The organism is Streptomyces lothianensis (assembly GCF_047779955.1).
Taxonomy (GTDB): Bacteria; Actinomycetota; Actinomycetes; order Streptomycetales; family Streptomycetaceae; genus Streptomyces.
Map to the genome: position 1 here is coordinate 1 of NZ_JBLMKT010000077.1, position 17769 is coordinate 17769.

A 17769-nucleotide genomic window follows, 5' to 3' on the forward strand; every position below is an offset into this window, starting at 1 on the left:
CGCAGGCGCGGCGGCGGGCGCCGCCTGGGCCACCGGCGCGGGCGGCGGGGTCTGCACGGGCGCGGGAGCCGCCGCCCGCTGGGTGATGTCGTCCGCGACCGCCCGCGGCAGCCAGTCCTCCGGACGGCGCAGTACCGTCTCCGCGTTCGCCGCCTGGCACAGCGAGATGACCTCCATGACGGAGGGCCGTTCCGCCGGGTCCTTGGCCAGGCAGCGCGTCACCAACTCCCGCAGTTCCTCGGGCAGTCCGGTGAGGTCCGGCCGCTCGTGCACGATCCGGTACAGCACCCCGTGCGAGGTGCCCTCGCCGAAGGCGGGTTTGCCGATCGCGGCGTACGCGGCGACCTGGCCGAGCGCGAAGACGTCCGTGGCCGGGGTGCACGGCCGCCCCGCCGCCTGCTCGGGCGCCATGAACGAGGGCGTGCCGATGGTGACACCGCTGCCGGTGAGCGAGGTGGCGTCGGCGGCCCGGGCGATACCGAAGTCGATGACGCGCGGCCCGTCGGCGGCCAGCAGCACATTGGACGGCTTGAGGTCGCGGTGCACGATGCCCGCGCCGTGGATCACATGGAGCGCCTCGGCGATCCCGGCCACCAGCAGCAGCACGGTCTCGGACGGGAGCCTTCCGTGCTCGATGACGGCGGCCGAGAGCGCGGGACCGGGGACATACGCCGTGGCCAGCCACGGGTTGTCGCCCTCGGCGTCACTGTCGATCACCGGCGCGGTGTAGAGGCCCTGGACGCGCTGGGCCGACTGCACTTCCTGGCGGAATCGCCTGCGGAACTCCGCGTCCTCGCTCAGCTCGGGCCGGATCACCTTGATGGCGACCGGCCGGCCACCCGGCGTATAGGACAGATAGACCTTGCCCATGCCGCCCGCGCCGAGCCTGGCGCTGATCCGGTAGCCCGCGACGGCCCGTGGGTCGTCGCCCTCCAGCGGCTTGAAGACGCCCTCGCCCTGCCTGCTCATCAATTCCCGTTCCCCACCGTGCACTTGCTCTGCCCGCGACCACGCGAACCCTATCCGAACGGGCCGGTACAGGAGCCATGCTGTATGTCATGGGTATGGCACATACACGTAACAACGCCCCGGTCGTGGGCCTGCTGCTCGCGGCGGGCGGCGGGCGGCGCCTGGGCGGCCGCCCCAAGGCCCTGCTGACGCATCGCGGCCGGCCGCTGGTGGAGCACGCGGTGGTGGCGCTGCGGGCGGGCGGCGTGCAGCGGGTGCATGTGGTGCTCGGCGCCCGGGCGGATGCGGTACGGGAGCGGGCGGAGCTCGGCGACTGCGTGCTCGTGGAGAACCCGGACTGGGCCGACGGCATGGGCTCCTCGCTCCGGGCCGGGCTCGCCTCCGTCACCGGGTCGGACGCACGGGCCGTACTCGTCTGTCTGGTGGACCAGCCCGGGATCGGCGCCGAGGCGGTGGGCCGGGTGCTCGCCGCCTACGCCGGCGAGCAGTCGCTGGTGTCGGCCGCGTACGACGGCGTACGCGGGCATCCGGCGCTCTTCGGCCGCGCACACTGGGCGGGGATCGCGCAGAGCGCGACGGGTGACCGGGGCGCACGGTTGTATCTGAGGGAGCACGCCCGCGCGATCACGCTGGTCGAGTGCGGTGATGTGGCACAGCCGTACGACATCGACACCGAGGCGGATCTGGCGCACCTTCAACCCTGAGCCTCGCCCCTGGCACCGTGCCTTCAGGGCCCGAGCCTCACCCCCGCAGGGCCCTGAACCCTCCCCCTCGGACCCCGAACCGCCCGCACCGGACCGGCCTGGGCTGCCGTCGCGCGCCCGCGGGCGGAAACTCGAAGTGACCGCTCTGGCACTCAGCGCCATGATCGCTCGACTCGGAGAATCTCGACATCAACACACCTTGAACTTCCACCATGAGGAAACTACTATCCACTGGTCAGAAGCGCCCCGCCCCGACATCCGGCGGCCGGCGGCCCAGGACCATCACCAGGACCTGACGGCACTCAGTGCCGCGCACGGCTCCCCCGCTGAAGGAAGTGACAGCTCATGTCCGCACCAGCGCCGTCCCCGCTGGCCATCGTCGACGCCGAGCCCCTGCCCCGGCAGGAAGAGGTCCTCACGGATGCGGCCCTCGCCTTTGTGGCCGAGCTGCACCGCCTGTTCACGCCCCGGCGTGACGAGCTCCTCGCCCGCCGCGCCGAGCGCCGCGCCGAGATCGCCCGCACCTCCACCCTCGACTTCCTCCCCGAGACCGCCCACATCCGCGAGGACGACTCCTGGAAGGTCGCACCGGCCCCCGCCGCGCTGAACGACCGCCGGGTCGAGATCACCGGCCCGACCGACCGCAAGATGACCATCAACGCGCTGAACTCGGGCGCGCGGGTCTGGCTCGCCGACTTCGAAGACGCCTCGGCGCCCACCTGGGAGAACGTGGTCCTCGGCCAGGTCAACCTGATGGACGCGTACAACCGCACCATCGACTTCACCGACCCGAAGTCCGGCAAGTCCTACGCGCTCAACGACGCCGACCGGCTCGCCACCGTCGTGATGCGTCCGCGCGGCTGGCACCTCGACGAGCGTCACCTGGTGGACGGCTCGGGCAAGCCCGTCCCCGGCGCCCTGGTCGACTTCGGCCTGTACTTCTTCCACAACGCCAAGCGCCTCATCGAGCTCGGCAAGGGCCCGTACTTCTACCTGCCGAAGACGGAATCGCACCTGGAGGCCCGCCTCTGGAACGAGATCTTCGTCTTCGCCCAGGACTACGTCGGCATCCCGCAGGGCACCGTCCGCGCCACCGTCCTCATCGAGACGATCACGGCCGCGTACGAGATGGAGGAGATCCTCTACGAGCTGCGCGACCACGCCGCCGGTCTCAACGCGGGCCGCTGGGACTACCTCTTCTCCATCGTCAAGAACTTCCGTGACGGCGGCGAGAAGTTCGTCCTGCCGGACCGCAACGCGGTGACGATGACCGCGCCGTTCATGCGCGCGTACACCGAGCTGCTCGTGCGCACCTGCCACAAGCGCGGCGCGCACGCCATCGGCGGCATGGCGGCCTTCATCCCCTCGCGCCGGGACGCCGAGGTCAACAAGCTCGCCTTCGAGAAGGTCCGCGCCGACAAGGACCGCGAGGCGGGCGACGGCTTCGACGGCTCGTGGGTGGCGCACCCCGACCTGGTCCCGATCGCCATGGAGTCCTTCGACAAGGTCCTGGGCGAGAAGCCCAACCAGAAGGACCGCCTGCGCGAGGACGTCGCGGTGGCCTCCGGCGACCTCATCGCCATCGACTCGCTGGACGCGAAGCCCACGTACGCGGGTCTGCAGAACGCCGTGCAGGTCGGCATCCGCTACATCGAGGCCTGGCTGCGGGGCCTGGGCGCCGTCGCCATCTTCAACCTGATGGAGGACGCGGCCACCGCCGAGATCTCCCGCTCGCAGATCTGGCAGTGGATCAACGCCGGTGTCGTCTTCGAGAACGGCAAGACGGCGACGGCGGAACTGGCGCGCGAGGTCGCGGCCGAGGAGCTCGCCAAGATCAAGGCCGAGATCGGCGAGGAGGCCGTCGCCGCCGGGCACTGGCAGCAGGCCCACGACCTTCTGCTCCAGGTCTCCCTCGACGCGGACTACGCGGACTTCCTGACGCTGCCCGCGTACGAGCAGCTGAAGGGCTGAGCGCCACAGGGCACTGCCCCTGCCGCGAGGGCCCGGTCCACCCGGGCCCCCGCGGCACCTCCGGGCCGGGCACCCCAGCCCGGTCGGCGCTTGAGGACGAGCGCGTTCAGCGCGATCGGGGTCCAGGGGGCGAAGACCCCGGGGCGGCCCACCCACCCCCGGGGTAGCAGTCCATCCTCGGGGCGGGTGGCCCACCCCGCGGATGTCAGTCCACGTGCACCGACCAGTCCTGCCCAGCCGCAGGCTTCCCGTGCAGATCGGGCACCTGCTTGAGCCACGCGGGCCGCCCGGCCCGCGTGGCCGCGGCCCGCCGCGCATCCGCCGCCGCCAGCTCGTCGCGCGAGGGAAACACGCCCGGCAGCCAGGCCGCCGAACTCCTGGCGCGGGCCAGGAGATACGTCACGTACGCGTCCCGTACGGCAGCGGCATCCGCGAACCCGGGCTCGTCCCGGAGCCACGCGTCCGGGACGAGCCCGACCACCTCGCGCAGCAGCCCCTCGGTCACCAGCGGCGCAAGCTCCGCGTCCGCGCCGCGCACGTCGGGCGCGTACATCCCGAGCGCGTGGCGCCTGAAGTCGTATGCCTTCTCGGGCGCCGAACCGTCCCACCGGTGGTGGAAGACCAGCGCCGCGCCGTGATCGATGAGCCACAGCTTCGGCGGCGCGGTCCCGAACGTGGGCCACACCATGAGGTTCGAACTGTGCACGGTCCGGTCGACGTTGACGGTCAGCGCGTCCAGCCAGACGATCCGCCCGGCCTCGATCGGGTCGACCTCGAACTCCGCCGCGACCTCGGGCGTGAAGTCGACGGCACCCGGCAGGAAGTCCATGCCGAGGTTGACGCCGGGACTGGCGCGCAGCAGGTCCTGGATCTCCTGGTGCGGCTCGTCCGCGGCGATGGCGGGGTCGAACCGCGCGAGCACCAGTTCCGGGAAACGCAGCCCCAGCCGCCGCGCCAGCTCCCCCACCAGGATCTCGGCGACGAGCGCCTTCGCACCCTGCGCCGACCCGGTGAACTTGAGGACATACGTGCCCAGGTCGTCGGCCTCGACGACCCCGGGGAGCGAGCCTCCCTCACGCAGGGGCGTGACATAGCGGGTCGCCACAACTTCTCTCAGCACTGTCCCAGGCCACCCATCTCTTCAGCCTTAGCATCCACGGGCGACTTCTCCAGAGGTTGAAGGCACAAATCACAGGTCAACGGCACTGGGGAGAAGCTGGGGAGTTCTGGCCGGCGCGCCGGCCTCCCCGCTCCCCGGGCAGACCGTCGATCGCGCCGCGCCCGCTGCCACCAGCTTCCGGCCCGAAGTGAGCATCGTAACCGGGGGTGATCGCCGGAGAGGAGCGTACGGGCCACCGCGTCACGGCCACAAAGGACTCCCCGGCTTCCGACATGATCGAGGGGTGGGTATGCCGAAGCACGTGGGAACCGTCCTTCGGGGCCGCCGCCCACCGCCATGCCTTCGCCGCCACGCGAGGACGGCGTCGGTTTCAGGGCCAACGGGGTTCGGCCGCGCAGTGGCGCGGATACCCGCACGCGCGCGGCAGGCACGTACCGTGGGCGCAGGAGACGGTGGGGTCATCGGGAAACGGTGGTGACATGGGCGACGGGAACGCGGCGAGGCTGTCACGCGCGGTGTACGAGGAGGAACTGCTGCGGCTGCAGGCCGAGTTGGTGAAGCTCCAGGAGTGGGTACGGGCGAGGGGCGCACGTCTGGTCGTGGTCTTCGAAGGCCGGGACGCGGCAGGCAAGGGCGGCACCATCCAGCGGGTGACCCGTCATCTCAACCCGCGCGTGGCGCGGATCGCGGCGCTGCCCAAGCCGACGGAGCGTGAACGCACGCAGTGGTACTTCCAGCGCTACGTCGAGCACCTGCCGGCCGCCGGGGAGATCGTGCTGTTCGACCGCTCCTGGTACAACCGGGCCGGCGTGGAGCATGTGATGGGTTTCTGCACCAAGGAGGAGCACCGGCTCTTCCTGCGCCAGTGCCCGATCTTCGAGCGCATGCTCGTCGAGGACGGGATCCTGCTGCGCAAGTACTGGTTCTCCGTCAGCGACACCGAGCAGCAGGAACGGTTCCGCCGCCGACTGGAGGACCCGCTCAGGCGCTGGAAACTGTCGCCCATGGACCTGGAGTCGATCACCCGCTGGGAAGCCTACTCACGTGCCAAGGACGACATGATGGTGCACACCGACATCCCCGAGGCACCCTGGTACGTCGTGGAGAGCGACGACAAACGGCGGGCCCGCCTGAACATGATCACCCACCTGCTGGACTCCGTCCCCTACCACGATGTACCGCCACCGGTCATGGAACTCCCCGAGCGCCCGCCGTCAACCGGCTACCAGCGCCCACCTCGCGACCTGCAGACCTACGTCCCCGACCACACGGTGAACCTGTAGACCGATCACGGCCTTCACCAGCCCTGTGGTGCGACGCCGACCGGACAGGTCGAGCGGTGCGGCACGGAGTGCGGGCGACCCGACCGGGCCGCAGGCCGAAACAGTGGCCGGCTCGGCGCCGGGACGCGGGCACGCCCGCCGCGCGGGCACGCCCTTCGGCGAACCGGACCGCCGCGGCGCCGAAGGCGACCGCCCCTGGCACCCGCTTCGCTTCATGCCCAGCTCCCTCCCCGTACCGCCGCGTCAGTCGTGTGCGACGACGGCGACAGGGGCGGCGGCGTGGTGCAGGACAGCATGGGTTACGGATCCGATGTGAAAGCCGAGCGGGGAGTGGCGGATGCGTCGGCCCACCACAACCAGGGACGCGTCCCTGGAGCCCTCGATCAGCAGGAGCGAGGGGCTGGAGCAGTGGGACTCCGTGACGATCTCGACGTCCGGGTGCTTCCGCTGCCAGGGGCGGAGCACCTCGGCCATGGCGGCGGCGTCGCTCTGCGCCACCATCTCGGTGGCGGCAACCGCGGGCGCCACACCGTAGGCGTAGTAGGCGGGTGGATACCAGCCGTGTACCACCCGCAGTGGCACGCGGCGGAACGCAGCGGCGCGGAAGGCGAAGTCGATCAGTTCTTCGTTCGGGTGACCGATGTCCAGTCCGAGGAGGACCGGGCGGGCGAGGAGGACCGGGCGGGGATTCTTGGCCCCGGAGGTGGTGTCCGTCGGTTCCGTATCGGGCCGGTCGGTGGGCTGCACGGCGGCGCGCACCACAACGACGGGCCGGTCGGTGAGCGCCAGGGCGGACAGGCTGACGGAGCCGACCAGGAAGCCGCTGACCCGGCCCAGCCCGCGGGAACCGAGGACGAGCATGTCGGCGTCCTTCGCCGCGTCGGCCAGGGCCTGGGCGGGTGAACCGCCGACCTGTTCGATGGACACCTCGACTTCGGGGTGATGCTGCCGCAGACGTTCGGTGGCCTCGCGCAGGACCCGTTCGGTCCAGTGCCGGTGCGTCTCCGCGTCCAGGAGCGGGTCCTGCGCCATGCGTTCCGGCACCGATTCCCAGACCTGGACGAGCTTGACCGGCAGTCCGCGCAGCTTCGCCTCGCCGGCCGCCCAATCCGCCGCGGCGCGGCTCTCGAGCGATCCGTCAAGGCCCACGGTGATGGTCTTGGTCATGGTTCCTCCTCCTGAATCGGGAGACCCGATCCGCTGTCGTGTGCGGGGCTCTGCGCGGGTGGGGCCGCCGACGGCACCCCGGGCCCCTCGCGCCGTTCGGCACAGCGGCCCGGGGTGCCTGTGACGGTCAGCGCAGCCAGGTGTGGTCACGGACGACGGGCAGCCGCTCCCAGCGCCGGCCAAGACCCCAGGTGGCGCCGGCACCCGCGGCAGCCAGGGCGATCAGCACGACGGCGTAGATCACGTGGTAGTCGGCGAAGGGGTTCGTCGACCTGCTCACCGCACCGTCCGACAGATGCCTGGCCGGCGGCCACTCCGCGATCCACATCAGTGCCATCATCACTGTGCCCGCACCCGCGGCCGCTCGCAGCGCCACGCCGGCGACGAGGGCAACGCCGATGCCGAACAGGCCCAGCATGAACAGCCAGTCCGCCCAGGCAGCTCCGGCCCACGCGTGGAACGTCGACTCCATCGGCCCGGCGGCGACCGAGCTGAGGAATCCCTTCGTCGGCGAACCGCCGTCGATCCAGCCGTTGCCGGACGCGGTCGCGTATCCGAAACCGAAGGTCTTGTCCAGGAAGGCCCACAGGAAGACGAACCCGGTCAGGATCCGCAGCGAGGCGAGGGAGTACGCCTGTGCGCTGTTTGCGTCGACGTGTGCCGACGCGACGGAGGCGGGCTCGGCTCGGTGGCGGAAGCCCGGAAGGCGGAAGCCCGGCCCGCGGTGGGAGTGCTCGTGGACGGCCATGGTGTGGATTCCTCTCCGGAATGGGGCGGGTGCATCTTCGACGGCTGTCACTCTCGCCGGACGCGCGTCGTCACACCGGAGTCCGAAGGTCTTCCCGTGTGGGGCTGAACGTCCCTTTTCCCGCGGCTGGTCGGCGGCGCAGAAGGCAGGAGGCCGCTTGGTGTCGGACGGTGAGGTCCAGCCGCACCAGCGTGCCCGTCCTGCCGTGGACGATCCCGTGGGCCATGTCGAGAGCACCGATCGCCGCGAGCCACCGGTCCGCGGGGACGGCCGTCGGTGATGCCGCAGCCGTGGCCCGGTCGCCGGACCCGCGGCGCACGCCGAAGGCCCTGCCGTCCGCGCCGATGACTCGACGTCCGCGGTCCGCCCCGTGTGCGGCACGTGCCGAAGGTCCGCTTCCACTGGGCCGAACGTCCCGGCTCTCCGAGGCCTGACCGGACCCGCGCCGGAATCGGGCCGCCCCTCTTCGGTCATCCGTATGGCGACGGGCCCGCACGGCGGTGGATCCTGAGGACGCACCGCCCGGGACGACGGATGAGATGAGGCGATGGGACTGCACAGGGGTGGGTGGGCGAGGGCGTGGCACCGTCTGCACCGGCGCCGTCGGCCTTCCGTCAGCAGTACCGCACCGCCCGGCCGCCCGGCGCCCGCGGCCGGGCCGACGGCCGGCCCGGGGGCGGGTCGCGGCCGGCTGCGCGGGTGGCTGCGCGGCGACATCGCCGCCGGTGTCACCGTGGCCGCGTATCTGGTGCCGCAGGTGATGGCGTACGCGGGAGTGGCCGGCCTGCCGCCGGTCGCCGGGCTGTGGGCCATCCTGCCCGCCGTCGCCCTGTACGCCCTGCTCGGCTCCTCGCGGCTGCTCGCCGTCGGCCCGGAGTCCACCACCGCCCTGATGACGGCGACCGTGGTCGCACCGCTCGCCGCCGGGGACCCGGCCCGCTATGCCGCTCTCTCGGCCGCCCTGGCCGCGACAGTGGGCCTGCTGTGCCTGATCGCGTGGGTGATACGGCTCGGCTTCCTCGCCGATCTGCTGTCCCGACCGGTGCTGACCGGCTACCTCGCGGGAGTGGCACTGATCATGACCGCGGACCAGTTGCCGAAACTCACCGGGGCGGACTCGCCGGACCAGAGCGGCTTCTTCACCAAGGTCTGGTCCTTCCTGCGGCACACGCCGGACGCCGTCCCGGCCACCGTCGTCCTCTCCGCGGCCTCGATCGCCTTCCTGTTCGCGGTAGCCCGCTGGGCACGCGCCGTGCCGGGCCCACTGCTGGCCGTCGTGCTGAGCACCGCGGCCGTGACGTTGTTCGGCCTCGACGAGCGATACGGGGTCGGCGTGATCGGCGAGGTGCCCTCCGGTCTGCCCGGCCTGGCCCTGCCGGAACTGGGTGAGCTGCCCCGCCTGGTGCTGCCCGCGCTGGGCGTGCTGCTGGTGGCCTACTCCGACTTCATCCTCACCGCGCGGGCCTTCGCGGGCCGCGGCGTCGAGGGACCTCAGCTGCGGACCAACCGGGAGTTCCTCGCCCTGGGCGCGGCGAATCTCGGCGCGTCCGCCGTGCACGGCTTCCCGGTGAGCAGCAGCGCGAGCCGCACCGCCCTCGCCTCCCTCACCGGCGCGCGCAGCCAGGCGTACTCGCTGGTGGCAGGGGGCGCGGTACTGGCCGTGCTGCTCTTCCTGAGTCCTTTGCTCAGTCGCACGCCCTCCGCGGTCCTCGGTGCCATCGTCATCTACGCGGCCGTGCGCATGGTCGACTTCGCGGGCTTCCGTCAGCTGGCGTCCTTCCGCCGCCAAGAGCTGCTGCTCGCAATCGCCTGCCTGCTCGGCGTGCTCGCCCTGGACGTGCTGTACGGGGTGCTGGTCGCCGTCGGCCTGTCCGTGGCCGAACTGCTGGCCCGGGTGGCCCGGCCGCACGACGCGGTGCAGGGAGTCGTGCCGGGGGTCGCGGGGATGCACGACATCGACGACTATCCGCAGGCCCGCACCATCCCGGGACTGCTCGTCTACCGGTACGACTCCCCGCTGTTCTTCGCCAACGCGGAGGACTTCCGCCGCCGGGCACTGGCCTCGGTCGCCGAGGCGGAGACGCGCGGTGAGGCGGTGCGGTGGTTCCTGCTGAACATGGAAGCCAACGTCGAGGTCGACATCACCGCCCTGGACGCGCTCGACGGCCTGCGACGCGAACTCGGCGAGCGCGGCGTCGTCCTGGCCCTGGCCCGGGTCAAGCAGGACCTCCTGCAAGAGCTGCGGGCATACGGTCTGGTGGACTCGGTCGGCGCCGACCATATCTACCCCACCCTGCCGACGGCCGTCGCGGACTACGACCGGTGGGTGCGGGGGCAAACCGGGCCGTCGTCATGACCGGCACCGGGAACACCCGCGATGACCCGTTTCAGCCGATGACCCGTTCCAGCGAGGGCAGCAGGGCATCCAGGTCCGGGTCCTGTCCGGTGCGGAAGGCGACCACCGGGTGCCGCCGTCGGGGCCGGCCGGTGCCGGGAATGGCACCCGACTCGCCGCGAGGGGCAGCAGTCGGCCCTTGTCTCCCTCGACGACTCCGGGCACGGACCCCTGTATGCGGCGGGTTCAGACAGTGGGTGGCGGTGCCTTGTCGGAGGCACCCGGCAACGGTCGCCCTGGGCGATCTCAGCCGCCGAGCGCCTTTGCCGGCGCCCCCTCGCCGCTGACCTGGACCTTCCCGGCGCGCACCGCCGCCAGGAGGCTCAGCTCGCCGCGCGCCAGCGCGTCACCAACCGTGCCCGCCAGGGTGAGCCGGGCATCGGGTCCGTCCGGGCCGGGCCAGGGTCCGTCCCCGTAGACGGGCTCGCCCGCCTCGACCCGTACATGGAACATCCCTTCATCGAGCCGGACCTCCACCCCGCCCGCCTCCCCGAGCCGGGACAGCTCCCGCAGCAGCGGCAGCGCGAGCCAGTGCGCCCGTACCGCGTCCGTCGGCCGCCGCTCGCCCAGCTCGGGGCCGCCCCATTCGCCCAGGGCCTGGAGGACCGGTAGCAGGTCCTGGCCGCGCGGGGTGAGCTCGTACACGTACGAGGAGGAAGGCGCCGGCAGCTTGCGGCGGACCGCGAGGCCGCCCTGCTCCATGTCCTTGAGCCGGGTGGCCAGCATGTCCGTGCTGACGCCCGGCAGATCGGCGTGCAGATCGGTGTAGCGGCGCGGCCCCGCGAGGAGCTCACGGACGATCAGGAGCGTCCAGCGGTCCCCGACTGCGTCCAGGCAGCGGGCGACGGCGCAGTACTGGTCATAGCTTCGACGGCGTGACGAGGGCCTGCTCATGAGCCACAGCATACGTAAGTTGTTGGACTTTCCAAGCACGAACTTGGTAAAACCAAGTGACACCTGAGTCCCTGGAGGCACGCACATGGAGTTCCGGCAGTCGAGCAAGCTCAGCGAGGTCTGCTACGAGATCCGCGGCCCGGTCATCGAGCACGCCAACGCGCTGGAGGAGGCAGGCCACAGCGTGCTGCGCCTGAACACCGGAAACCCGGCGCTCTTCGGTTTCGAGGCGCCCGAGGAGATCGTCCAGGACATGATCCGGATGCTCCCGCAGGCCCACGGCTACACGGATTCCCGCGGCATCCTCTCGGCCCGCCGCGCGGTCGCCCAGCGCTACCAGAACCTGGGCCTCGACGTAGACGTCGACGACATCTTCCTCGGCAACGGCGTCTCCGAGCTTGTCTCGATGGCGGTGCAGGCACTGATCGAGGGCGGCGACGAGATCCTGGTCCCCGCGCCCGACTTCCCGCTCTGGACGGCCGTCACCACGCTCTCCGGTGGCAAGGCGGTGCACTACCTGTGCGACGAGCAGTCGGACTGGTACCCGGACCTCGCCGACATGGAGGCGAAGATCACCGACCGCACCAGGGCCATGGTGATCATCAACCCCAACAACCCCACCGGCGCGGTGTATCCGAAGGAGGTCGTCGAGGGCATGCTGGATCTCGCCCGCCGGCACGGCCTGCTCGTCCTCGCCGACGAGATCTACGACCAGATCCTCTACGACGAGGCCGTGCACCACTCGGCCGCGGCCCTCGCGCCCGATCTGGTCGTCCTGACCTTCTGCGGCCTCTCCAAGACGTACCGCGTGGCGGGCTTCCGCTCCGGCTGGCTGGTGGTCACCGGCCCGAAGCAGCACGCGAAGGACTACCTGGAGGGCCTGACCATGCTGGCCTCCATGCGCCTGTGCCCCAACGCGCCCGCGCAGTACGCGATCCAGGCCGCGCTCGGCGGCCGCCAGTCCATCCACGAACTCACCGCGCCGGGCGGCCGGCTGCTCGAACAGCGCGACATGGCCTGGGAGAGGCTCAACGAGATCCCGGGCGTGAGCTGTGTGAAACCGAAGGGCGCGCTGTACGCGTTCCCGCGCATCGATCCGAAGGTGCACCCGATCGCGGACGACGAACGCTTCGTCCTCGATCTGCTGCTGCGCGAGAAGATCCAGGTGGTCCAGGGCACGGGCTTCAACTGGCCCCGCCCCGACCACTTCCGCATCCTCACCCTCCCGTACGCCGATGATCTGGACGCGGCGATCAGCCGTATCGGGCGCTTCCTGAGCGGGTACCGGCAGTGAGCTGCCGGAGCTGCCGGAGCTGCCATTGCTGCCATTGCTGCCAGGTGAACTGCCGGAGCTGCCACAGGTATTGACCACCTTATTGGTCTGGACCAAGCTGTGCGCCATTCCCCCCCCTCCCCGGGATCCTGGAGGCAGTTGTGGAACGGCACAGACCCCTGGCCGCCGCTCTGGCGACCGTACTCATCGCGTGCGGCCTGCTCGCGAGCGCCACGAGCACGACGAGTGCCACAAGCACGACGAACGTCACGAGCGCCACGGCCGCCGTTGCGGCCGAGTCCGAACTCGCGCGCAACGGCGGCTTCGAGGCCGGGCTGACCGACTGGACCTGCAGCGCGGGCAGCGGAGCCGCCATCTCCTCGCCGGTGCACAGCGGCAGCAAGGCCTTGGAGGCGACCCCGTCCGGCGGCGACAACGCCAGGTGCTCGCAGACCATCACCGTGCAGCCCGACGCCGACTACACGCTCAGCGGCTGGGTGCGCGGCAGCTACGTCTACCTGGGGGCATCCGGCACGGGCACCACCGATGTCTCCACCTGGACCCCGTCCGCCCCCGACTGGCAGCGGCTGACCACCTCCTTCCGCACCGGCGCCGCCACCACGTCCGTCACCGTCTACACCCACGGCTGGTACGGAACCCCGGCCTACCAGGCCGATGACCTCTCGCTCCTCGGGCCGGGCGGCGACCCGGTCGAGATCCCCGCGGCACCGACCGGCCTCACGGCGGGCACCCCCACCAGCACGAGCATCCCGCTCTCGTGGTCCGAGGTCCCCGGCGCGAGCCGCTACACCGTGTACGCGAACGGCACCGAGAAGCTGACGGTGAGCGGCACTTCGGCGACCGTGGCCGGACTCAGTCCGGCCACGGACTACACCTTCGAGGTCACGGCGGGCAACAGCGCCGGCGACTCCCCCAGGTCCGCGCCCGTCACGGCGAGGACCGCCGACGCCGGCGGCGGCGAACCCGGCGGCGATCTCCCCGCCCACGCCCTCGTCGGCTACCTCCACGCGAGCTTCGCCAACGGATCCGGCCATACGCGCATGGCCGACGTGCCCGAGTCCTGGGACGTGATCAACCTGGCCTTCGGCGAGCCGACCTCGGTCACCTCCGGCGACATCCGCTTCGCGCTCTGCCCGCGGAGCGAATGCCCGGACGTGGAGACGGAAGCCGAATTCAAGGCGGCGATCGCGGCGAAGCAGGCCGCGGGCAAGAAGGTCCTGATCTCGATCGGCGGACAGAACGGCCAGGTGCGGCTCACCACGACCGCGGCACGGGACGCCTTCGTCTCCTCGGTCTCGGACATCATCGACACCTACGGTCTCGACGGCCTCGACATCGACTTCGAGGGACACTCGCTCTCCCTCCAGGACGGCGACACCGACTTCCGCCGTCCCACGAGCCCCGTGATCGTCCACCTGATCCAGGCGATCAAGACGCTCAAGACGAAGTACGGCCCGGAGTTCGTGCTCACCATGGCGCCGGAGACGTTCTTCGTGCAGCTCGGCTACCAGTACTACGGTTCGGGGCCCTGGGGCGGCCAGGACCCGCGGGCGGGCGCCTACCTGCCGGTGATCCACGCACTCCGCGACGACCTCACGCTGCTGCACGTGCAGGACTACAACTCGGGCCCGATCATGGGCCTCGACGACCAGTACCACTCCATGGGCAGCGCGGACTTCCACATCGCGATGACCGACATGCTGCTCACCGGCTTCCCGGTGGCCGGCAACACGGAGCGGGTCTTCCCCGCGCTGCGCCCCGACCAGGTGGCCATCGGCCTTCCGGCCGCACCGAACGCAGGCAACGGACACACCACGCCCGCCGAGGTGAACAAGGCCCTCGACTGCCTCACGAAGAAGACGAACTGCGGCTCGTACGAGACCCACGGAACCTGGCCGGAGCTGCGCGGCCTCATGACCTGGTCCATCAACTGGGACCGCTTCAACGGCTGGGAGTTCAGCACGAACTTCGACGCGTACCAGTGGTGACCCACGCACAGTTCGGGGCGGCGTTGTCAGTGGTCGACGGCATGATGGCCGGGACGGGAAAGGGGGCCCGGATGATGACCGCCGGACGGCTGACGGCGCCGCTGCGCCGCGTGGTGATGCAGGCCGAGGATGTGACGGGCCGGATCACCGGTACGGAGACACAGCTGGAGGCGCTGGCCAAGCACGGCCTGGCGTTCCGGCACGCGCGCCCGCCCCGCGCGTACTTCCTGACGCCGGCCGGGCACCGCCTGCGCCAGGAGCTGTTGACCGCCGCGCCACCGCCCGCCGCCCGCGCGAGCGAGACACCCGGCGGGGTGTTCGCGGCCCGCACGGGCACGGAGCCCGCGCCGCCGCCGGACGGCACGGCCCGGCTGCGTGAGGTGCACAGCGCGTGGCAGGGCCTGCTGGAACTGCGCCGCATGACGAACCCGGACGCGGCACCCGACCGTCCCTGCGCCTGGGAACGCACCCACCTGGTCCAGGCCGCCGCCCTGGCCCTGGAGGCGGCGGGCTGCACACCGGGCGTGTCCGGGAAGGACGGTTACGTGGTCATGGAAACCCAGCAGCCACAGGCGGTGGAGATCCACGGCACCGACCCCGCCCTGCCCTCGTACGCGGAGGCGCTCACGGCCGCGGGCTGGCAGGTCGGCGAACACCGGATACGGGGCCGGGGCCGGGCCCTGCTGGCTTCGCCGCGGCGGGTGTAGACGGCCTCGGGGGAGACGGCAGGCACCACAGGTCGAGGCGTCCCGGCGCGGGTGCGATGCGCGGGCGCGGCTTGGGCGCGGGTGCGATGCGCGGGTGCCGTCACGGCACGGCAGACGTAATGTCCCTATATGGGTGATATACGGCGTAGCGCGTGCGGCGCCGGTCCGCCGGGACGGACGGCGGGCCGCGGGCCCGGGCGGTAGGCCATGCGGCCGCCCACCGCTCCCGGCCCGGTCACGGAGTCCGGCACACCACTGCCCGATTCCGTCCTCGCCGACGTGATGCGCGACACCGGCGCCTCCGTAGGGCTGCTGTATCTGCTGCCGCCGACCGAGCGGGTCCTGCGGCTCGCCCTGGCGGGCGGCGTGTCGGGTCAGATCGCCGCTCCCTGGGCCCGTATCCCACTGGACGCGGCCATCCCGGTGGCGGACGCCATACGGGAACGGTCCATGGTCTGGCTGGGCAGCCAGGAGGACGTCGCCCGCCGCTACCCGAGGGTCGGCATCGTCTTGCCCTACGACTTCATGCTCGCCGCAGCCCCGATCGCCGGCAGCGGCACCGTGTGGGGCGGCCTGGTGCTGCTGTGGCCCGCCCGGCGCCCACCGCAGCTCAGTGCGGCCGAAGAGGACTCGATCAACGCCTGCTGCCGCCATGCGGCGGCGCTCCTGCACCAGGCCGCTGGGAGCGGCCGCCGCCTGCAGCCTCCGGACGAGCCCCGCATGCTCCCTGCACCGCATCCCCATGAAGCCGACCCCGTGCAGGCCGCCGCGGCCCTTGAGTTCACCGCACGTCTGCCCATGGGCTGCTGCGCCCTGGACCTGGACGGCCGGCTCACCTTCATCAACCCCGCCGGCACCGAGCTGGTCGGCGCCCGCACAGGCGCCCTGCTCGGCAACCGGCCCTGGGAAGTGCTCTCATGGCTGCGCGATCCGGCGTTCGAGGACCGCTACCGGGCGGCGGTGGTCAGCCGGCAGCCCACCTCGTTCACCGCACGGAGCCCGGCCGGCACCTGGCTGCTCTTCCAGCTGTTCCCCGACACCGGCGGCATCAGCGTCCACATCACTCCCGCCGGCACCGGCACGGCCCCCGCCGCACCCCAGCCGCCGCAGCCCGTGGAGCCCATCGGCGCGACAGCGCTGTACCACCTCACCCACCTGGCCACCGCACTCGCCGAGGCCATCGGCCTGCGGGATGTGGTCGAACTTGCCGCCGACCAGATCGTGCCCGCGTTCGGCCCCAAGGCCCTGGCCCTGCTGACCGTGCAGGAGGGGCGCCTGCACGTCACCGGAAGCCGCGGGTACAGCGCCGAGCTGATGGCCCGCTTCGATGCCGTACCCCTGACCTCCGAGACCCCGGCCGTGCGCGCCATCACCACCGGAACGGCCGGATTCTTCCCCACCTTCGCCGACCTCAAGACGGCGTACCCGCCGGCCGTGCACCAGGACGAGATGGCCTCCTGGGCCTTCCTCCCGCTGATCGTCTCCGGCCGCCCGGTCGGCTCCCTCGTTCTCGCCTACGACCAGCCCCGCATCTTCCCGCCCGCCGAGCGCGCCCTGCTCACGTCCCTGGCCGGACTGGTCGCGCAGGCCCTCGACCGCGCCCGGCTCTACGACGCCAAGCACGCCCTCGCCCACAGCCTGCAGACCGGGCTGCTGCCGCGCGCCCTGCCGCACATCCCCGGACTGGAGACAGCCGCCCGCTACCGGCCCGCCGGCCAGGGCATGGACATCGGCGGCGACTTCTACGACCTCATCCCCTGCACCGACAAAACCGCCGCCGTGGCCATCGGCGACGTCCAGGGGCACGACCCCACCGCAGCGGCCCTCATGGGCCAGATCCGCACGGCCGTACGCGCCCACGCCACCACCGGCTCCCCGCCCGGCGACGTCCTCGCCCGCACCAACCGCCTGCTGTGCGAACTCGACCCCGGCCTGTTCGCCAGCTGCCTCATCGCCCGCCTCGACCTGCCCCACCACACCGTACGACTGGCCACCGCAGGACACCCCCCGGCTCTGTTCCGGCGGCCCGACGGCCGCACCGGCACCTTCCGCCTGCCGCCCGGCCTGCTCCTGGGCATCGACCCCGAAGCCGACTACCCCACCACCGAGATCCCCTTCCCGCCCGGATCCGTGCTCGCCCTGTACACCGACGGGCTCGTCGAGGCCCCCGGCACCGACATCGACGAAGCCACCACCTCCCTCGCCCGCCGACTGGGCACAGCACCCGCCGGAAACCTCGAGGACCTCGCAGACGCGCTCCTGGACCACGCCGAACGGTCCGCACCCCGCAACGACGACATGGCGCTGCTCCTCCTGCGCCGTACGAAGTCCGGACTTCGCCGCACGGAGCCCGGAGCAGCCGGAGCAGGGGGCAGCCCGAGCCGGGGGCCCGGGCACGGCCGGTGACCCCCATCGCATACCCTGGACCCGGCTGCGACTGGCGCAAAAAGGTGGAGCACCACCGGGGAGCAGCCCGGCACAAGAAGCCGACTGCACACCTGCCGCGCGCCTGGGCGATCGACACGACCA

Annotated in this window: 13 protein-coding genes and 1 riboswitch; of the genes, 8 read left to right on the forward strand and 5 right to left on the reverse strand. The window is 71.7% G+C overall.

Annotated features, from left to right (window positions below; translation table 11 throughout):
- Positions 1–969: serine/threonine-protein kinase (locus ACLF6P_RS27455; RefSeq protein ID WP_415953923.1), on the reverse strand; the 969-nt coding region annotated here is incomplete at its 3' end.
- 89 nt (positions 970–1058) lie between these two features.
- Here ACLF6P_RS27455 and ACLF6P_RS27460 point away from each other — a divergent pair.
- A complete protein-coding gene (locus ACLF6P_RS27460) occupies positions 1059–1673 on the forward strand; it encodes a nucleotidyltransferase family protein (RefSeq protein WP_415953925.1) in 615 nt (204 codons plus the stop codon).
- A 345-nt stretch (positions 1674–2018) separates the two neighbouring features.
- A complete protein-coding gene (gene aceB, locus ACLF6P_RS27465; protein WP_415953926.1) occupies positions 2019–3644 on the forward strand; it encodes a malate synthase A in 1626 nt (541 codons plus the stop codon).
- Positions 3645–3849: 205 nt separating this feature from the next.
- Here the strand turns inward: aceB and ACLF6P_RS27470 are convergent, their stop codons facing one another.
- Positions 3850–4764 carry a HipA family kinase gene (locus tag ACLF6P_RS27470; RefSeq protein ID WP_415953927.1) on the reverse strand — a complete coding sequence of 305 codons (915 nt, stop codon included), beginning with the start codon at positions 4762–4764 and terminating at the stop codon, positions 3850–3852.
- Between the two features lie 479 nt (positions 4765–5243).
- Here ACLF6P_RS27470 and ppk2 point away from each other — a divergent pair, with 479 nt between their 5' ends.
- Complete coding sequence (ppk2, locus tag ACLF6P_RS27475) at positions 5244–6047, forward strand: polyphosphate kinase 2 (RefSeq protein ID WP_415953928.1); 804 nt, start codon at positions 5244–5246, stop codon at positions 6045–6047.
- A 243-nt stretch (positions 6048–6290) separates the two neighbouring features.
- On the opposite strand, the gene ACLF6P_RS27480 is transcribed toward ppk2, so the two are convergent.
- Complete coding sequence (locus ACLF6P_RS27480) at positions 6291–7214, reverse strand: universal stress protein (protein ID WP_415953929.1); 924 nt, start codon at positions 7212–7214, stop codon at positions 6291–6293.
- A gap of 127 nt (positions 7215–7341) precedes the next feature.
- On the reverse strand, positions 7342–7962 hold the full coding sequence (locus ACLF6P_RS27485; RefSeq protein ID WP_415953930.1) for a hypothetical protein: 621 nt from the start codon (positions 7960–7962) through the stop codon (positions 7342–7344).
- Positions 7963–8509: 547 nt separating this feature from the next.
- Here ACLF6P_RS27485 and ACLF6P_RS27490 point away from each other — a divergent pair.
- Positions 8510–10318 carry a SulP family inorganic anion transporter gene (locus ACLF6P_RS27490; protein WP_415953932.1) on the forward strand — a complete coding sequence of 603 codons (1809 nt, stop codon included), beginning with the start codon at positions 8510–8512 and terminating at the stop codon, positions 10316–10318.
- A gap of 285 nt (positions 10319–10603) precedes the next feature.
- Here ACLF6P_RS27490 and ACLF6P_RS27495 read toward each other — a convergent pair whose 3' ends face one another.
- Entirely contained in the window at positions 10604–11251 is a 648-nt protein-coding gene (locus ACLF6P_RS27495) for a winged helix-turn-helix transcriptional regulator (RefSeq protein WP_415953934.1), read from the reverse strand.
- Positions 11252–11336: 85 nt separating this feature from the next.
- Between ACLF6P_RS27495 and ACLF6P_RS27500 the strand changes: the two genes are divergently transcribed.
- The 4 genes from ACLF6P_RS27500 (at position 11337) to ACLF6P_RS27515 (ending at position 17646) form a co-directional block, all read left to right on the forward strand.
- The gene (locus ACLF6P_RS27500; RefSeq protein WP_415953935.1) at positions 11337–12545 is read left to right on the forward strand and encodes a pyridoxal phosphate-dependent aminotransferase; all 1209 of its coding nucleotides are present in this window, start codon (positions 11337–11339) and stop codon (positions 12543–12545) included.
- A 140-nt stretch (positions 12546–12685) separates the two neighbouring features.
- The gene (locus ACLF6P_RS27505) at positions 12686–14533 is read left to right on the forward strand and encodes a chitinase (protein ID WP_415953936.1); all 1848 of its coding nucleotides are present in this window, start codon (positions 12686–12688) and stop codon (positions 14531–14533) included.
- A 74-nt stretch (positions 14534–14607) separates the two neighbouring features.
- A complete protein-coding gene (locus ACLF6P_RS27510; RefSeq protein WP_415954031.1) occupies positions 14608–15240 on the forward strand; it encodes a hypothetical protein in 633 nt (210 codons plus the stop codon).
- Positions 15241–15447: 207 nt separating this feature from the next.
- On the forward strand, positions 15448–17646 hold the full coding sequence (locus ACLF6P_RS27515; RefSeq protein ID WP_415953938.1) for a SpoIIE family protein phosphatase: 2199 nt from the start codon (positions 15448–15450) through the stop codon (positions 17644–17646).
- Positions 17647–17663: 17 nt separating this feature from the next.
- A riboswitch (ZMP/ZTP riboswitch) is annotated at positions 17664–17762 on the forward strand.
- Positions 17763–17769: the final 7 nt, after the last annotated feature.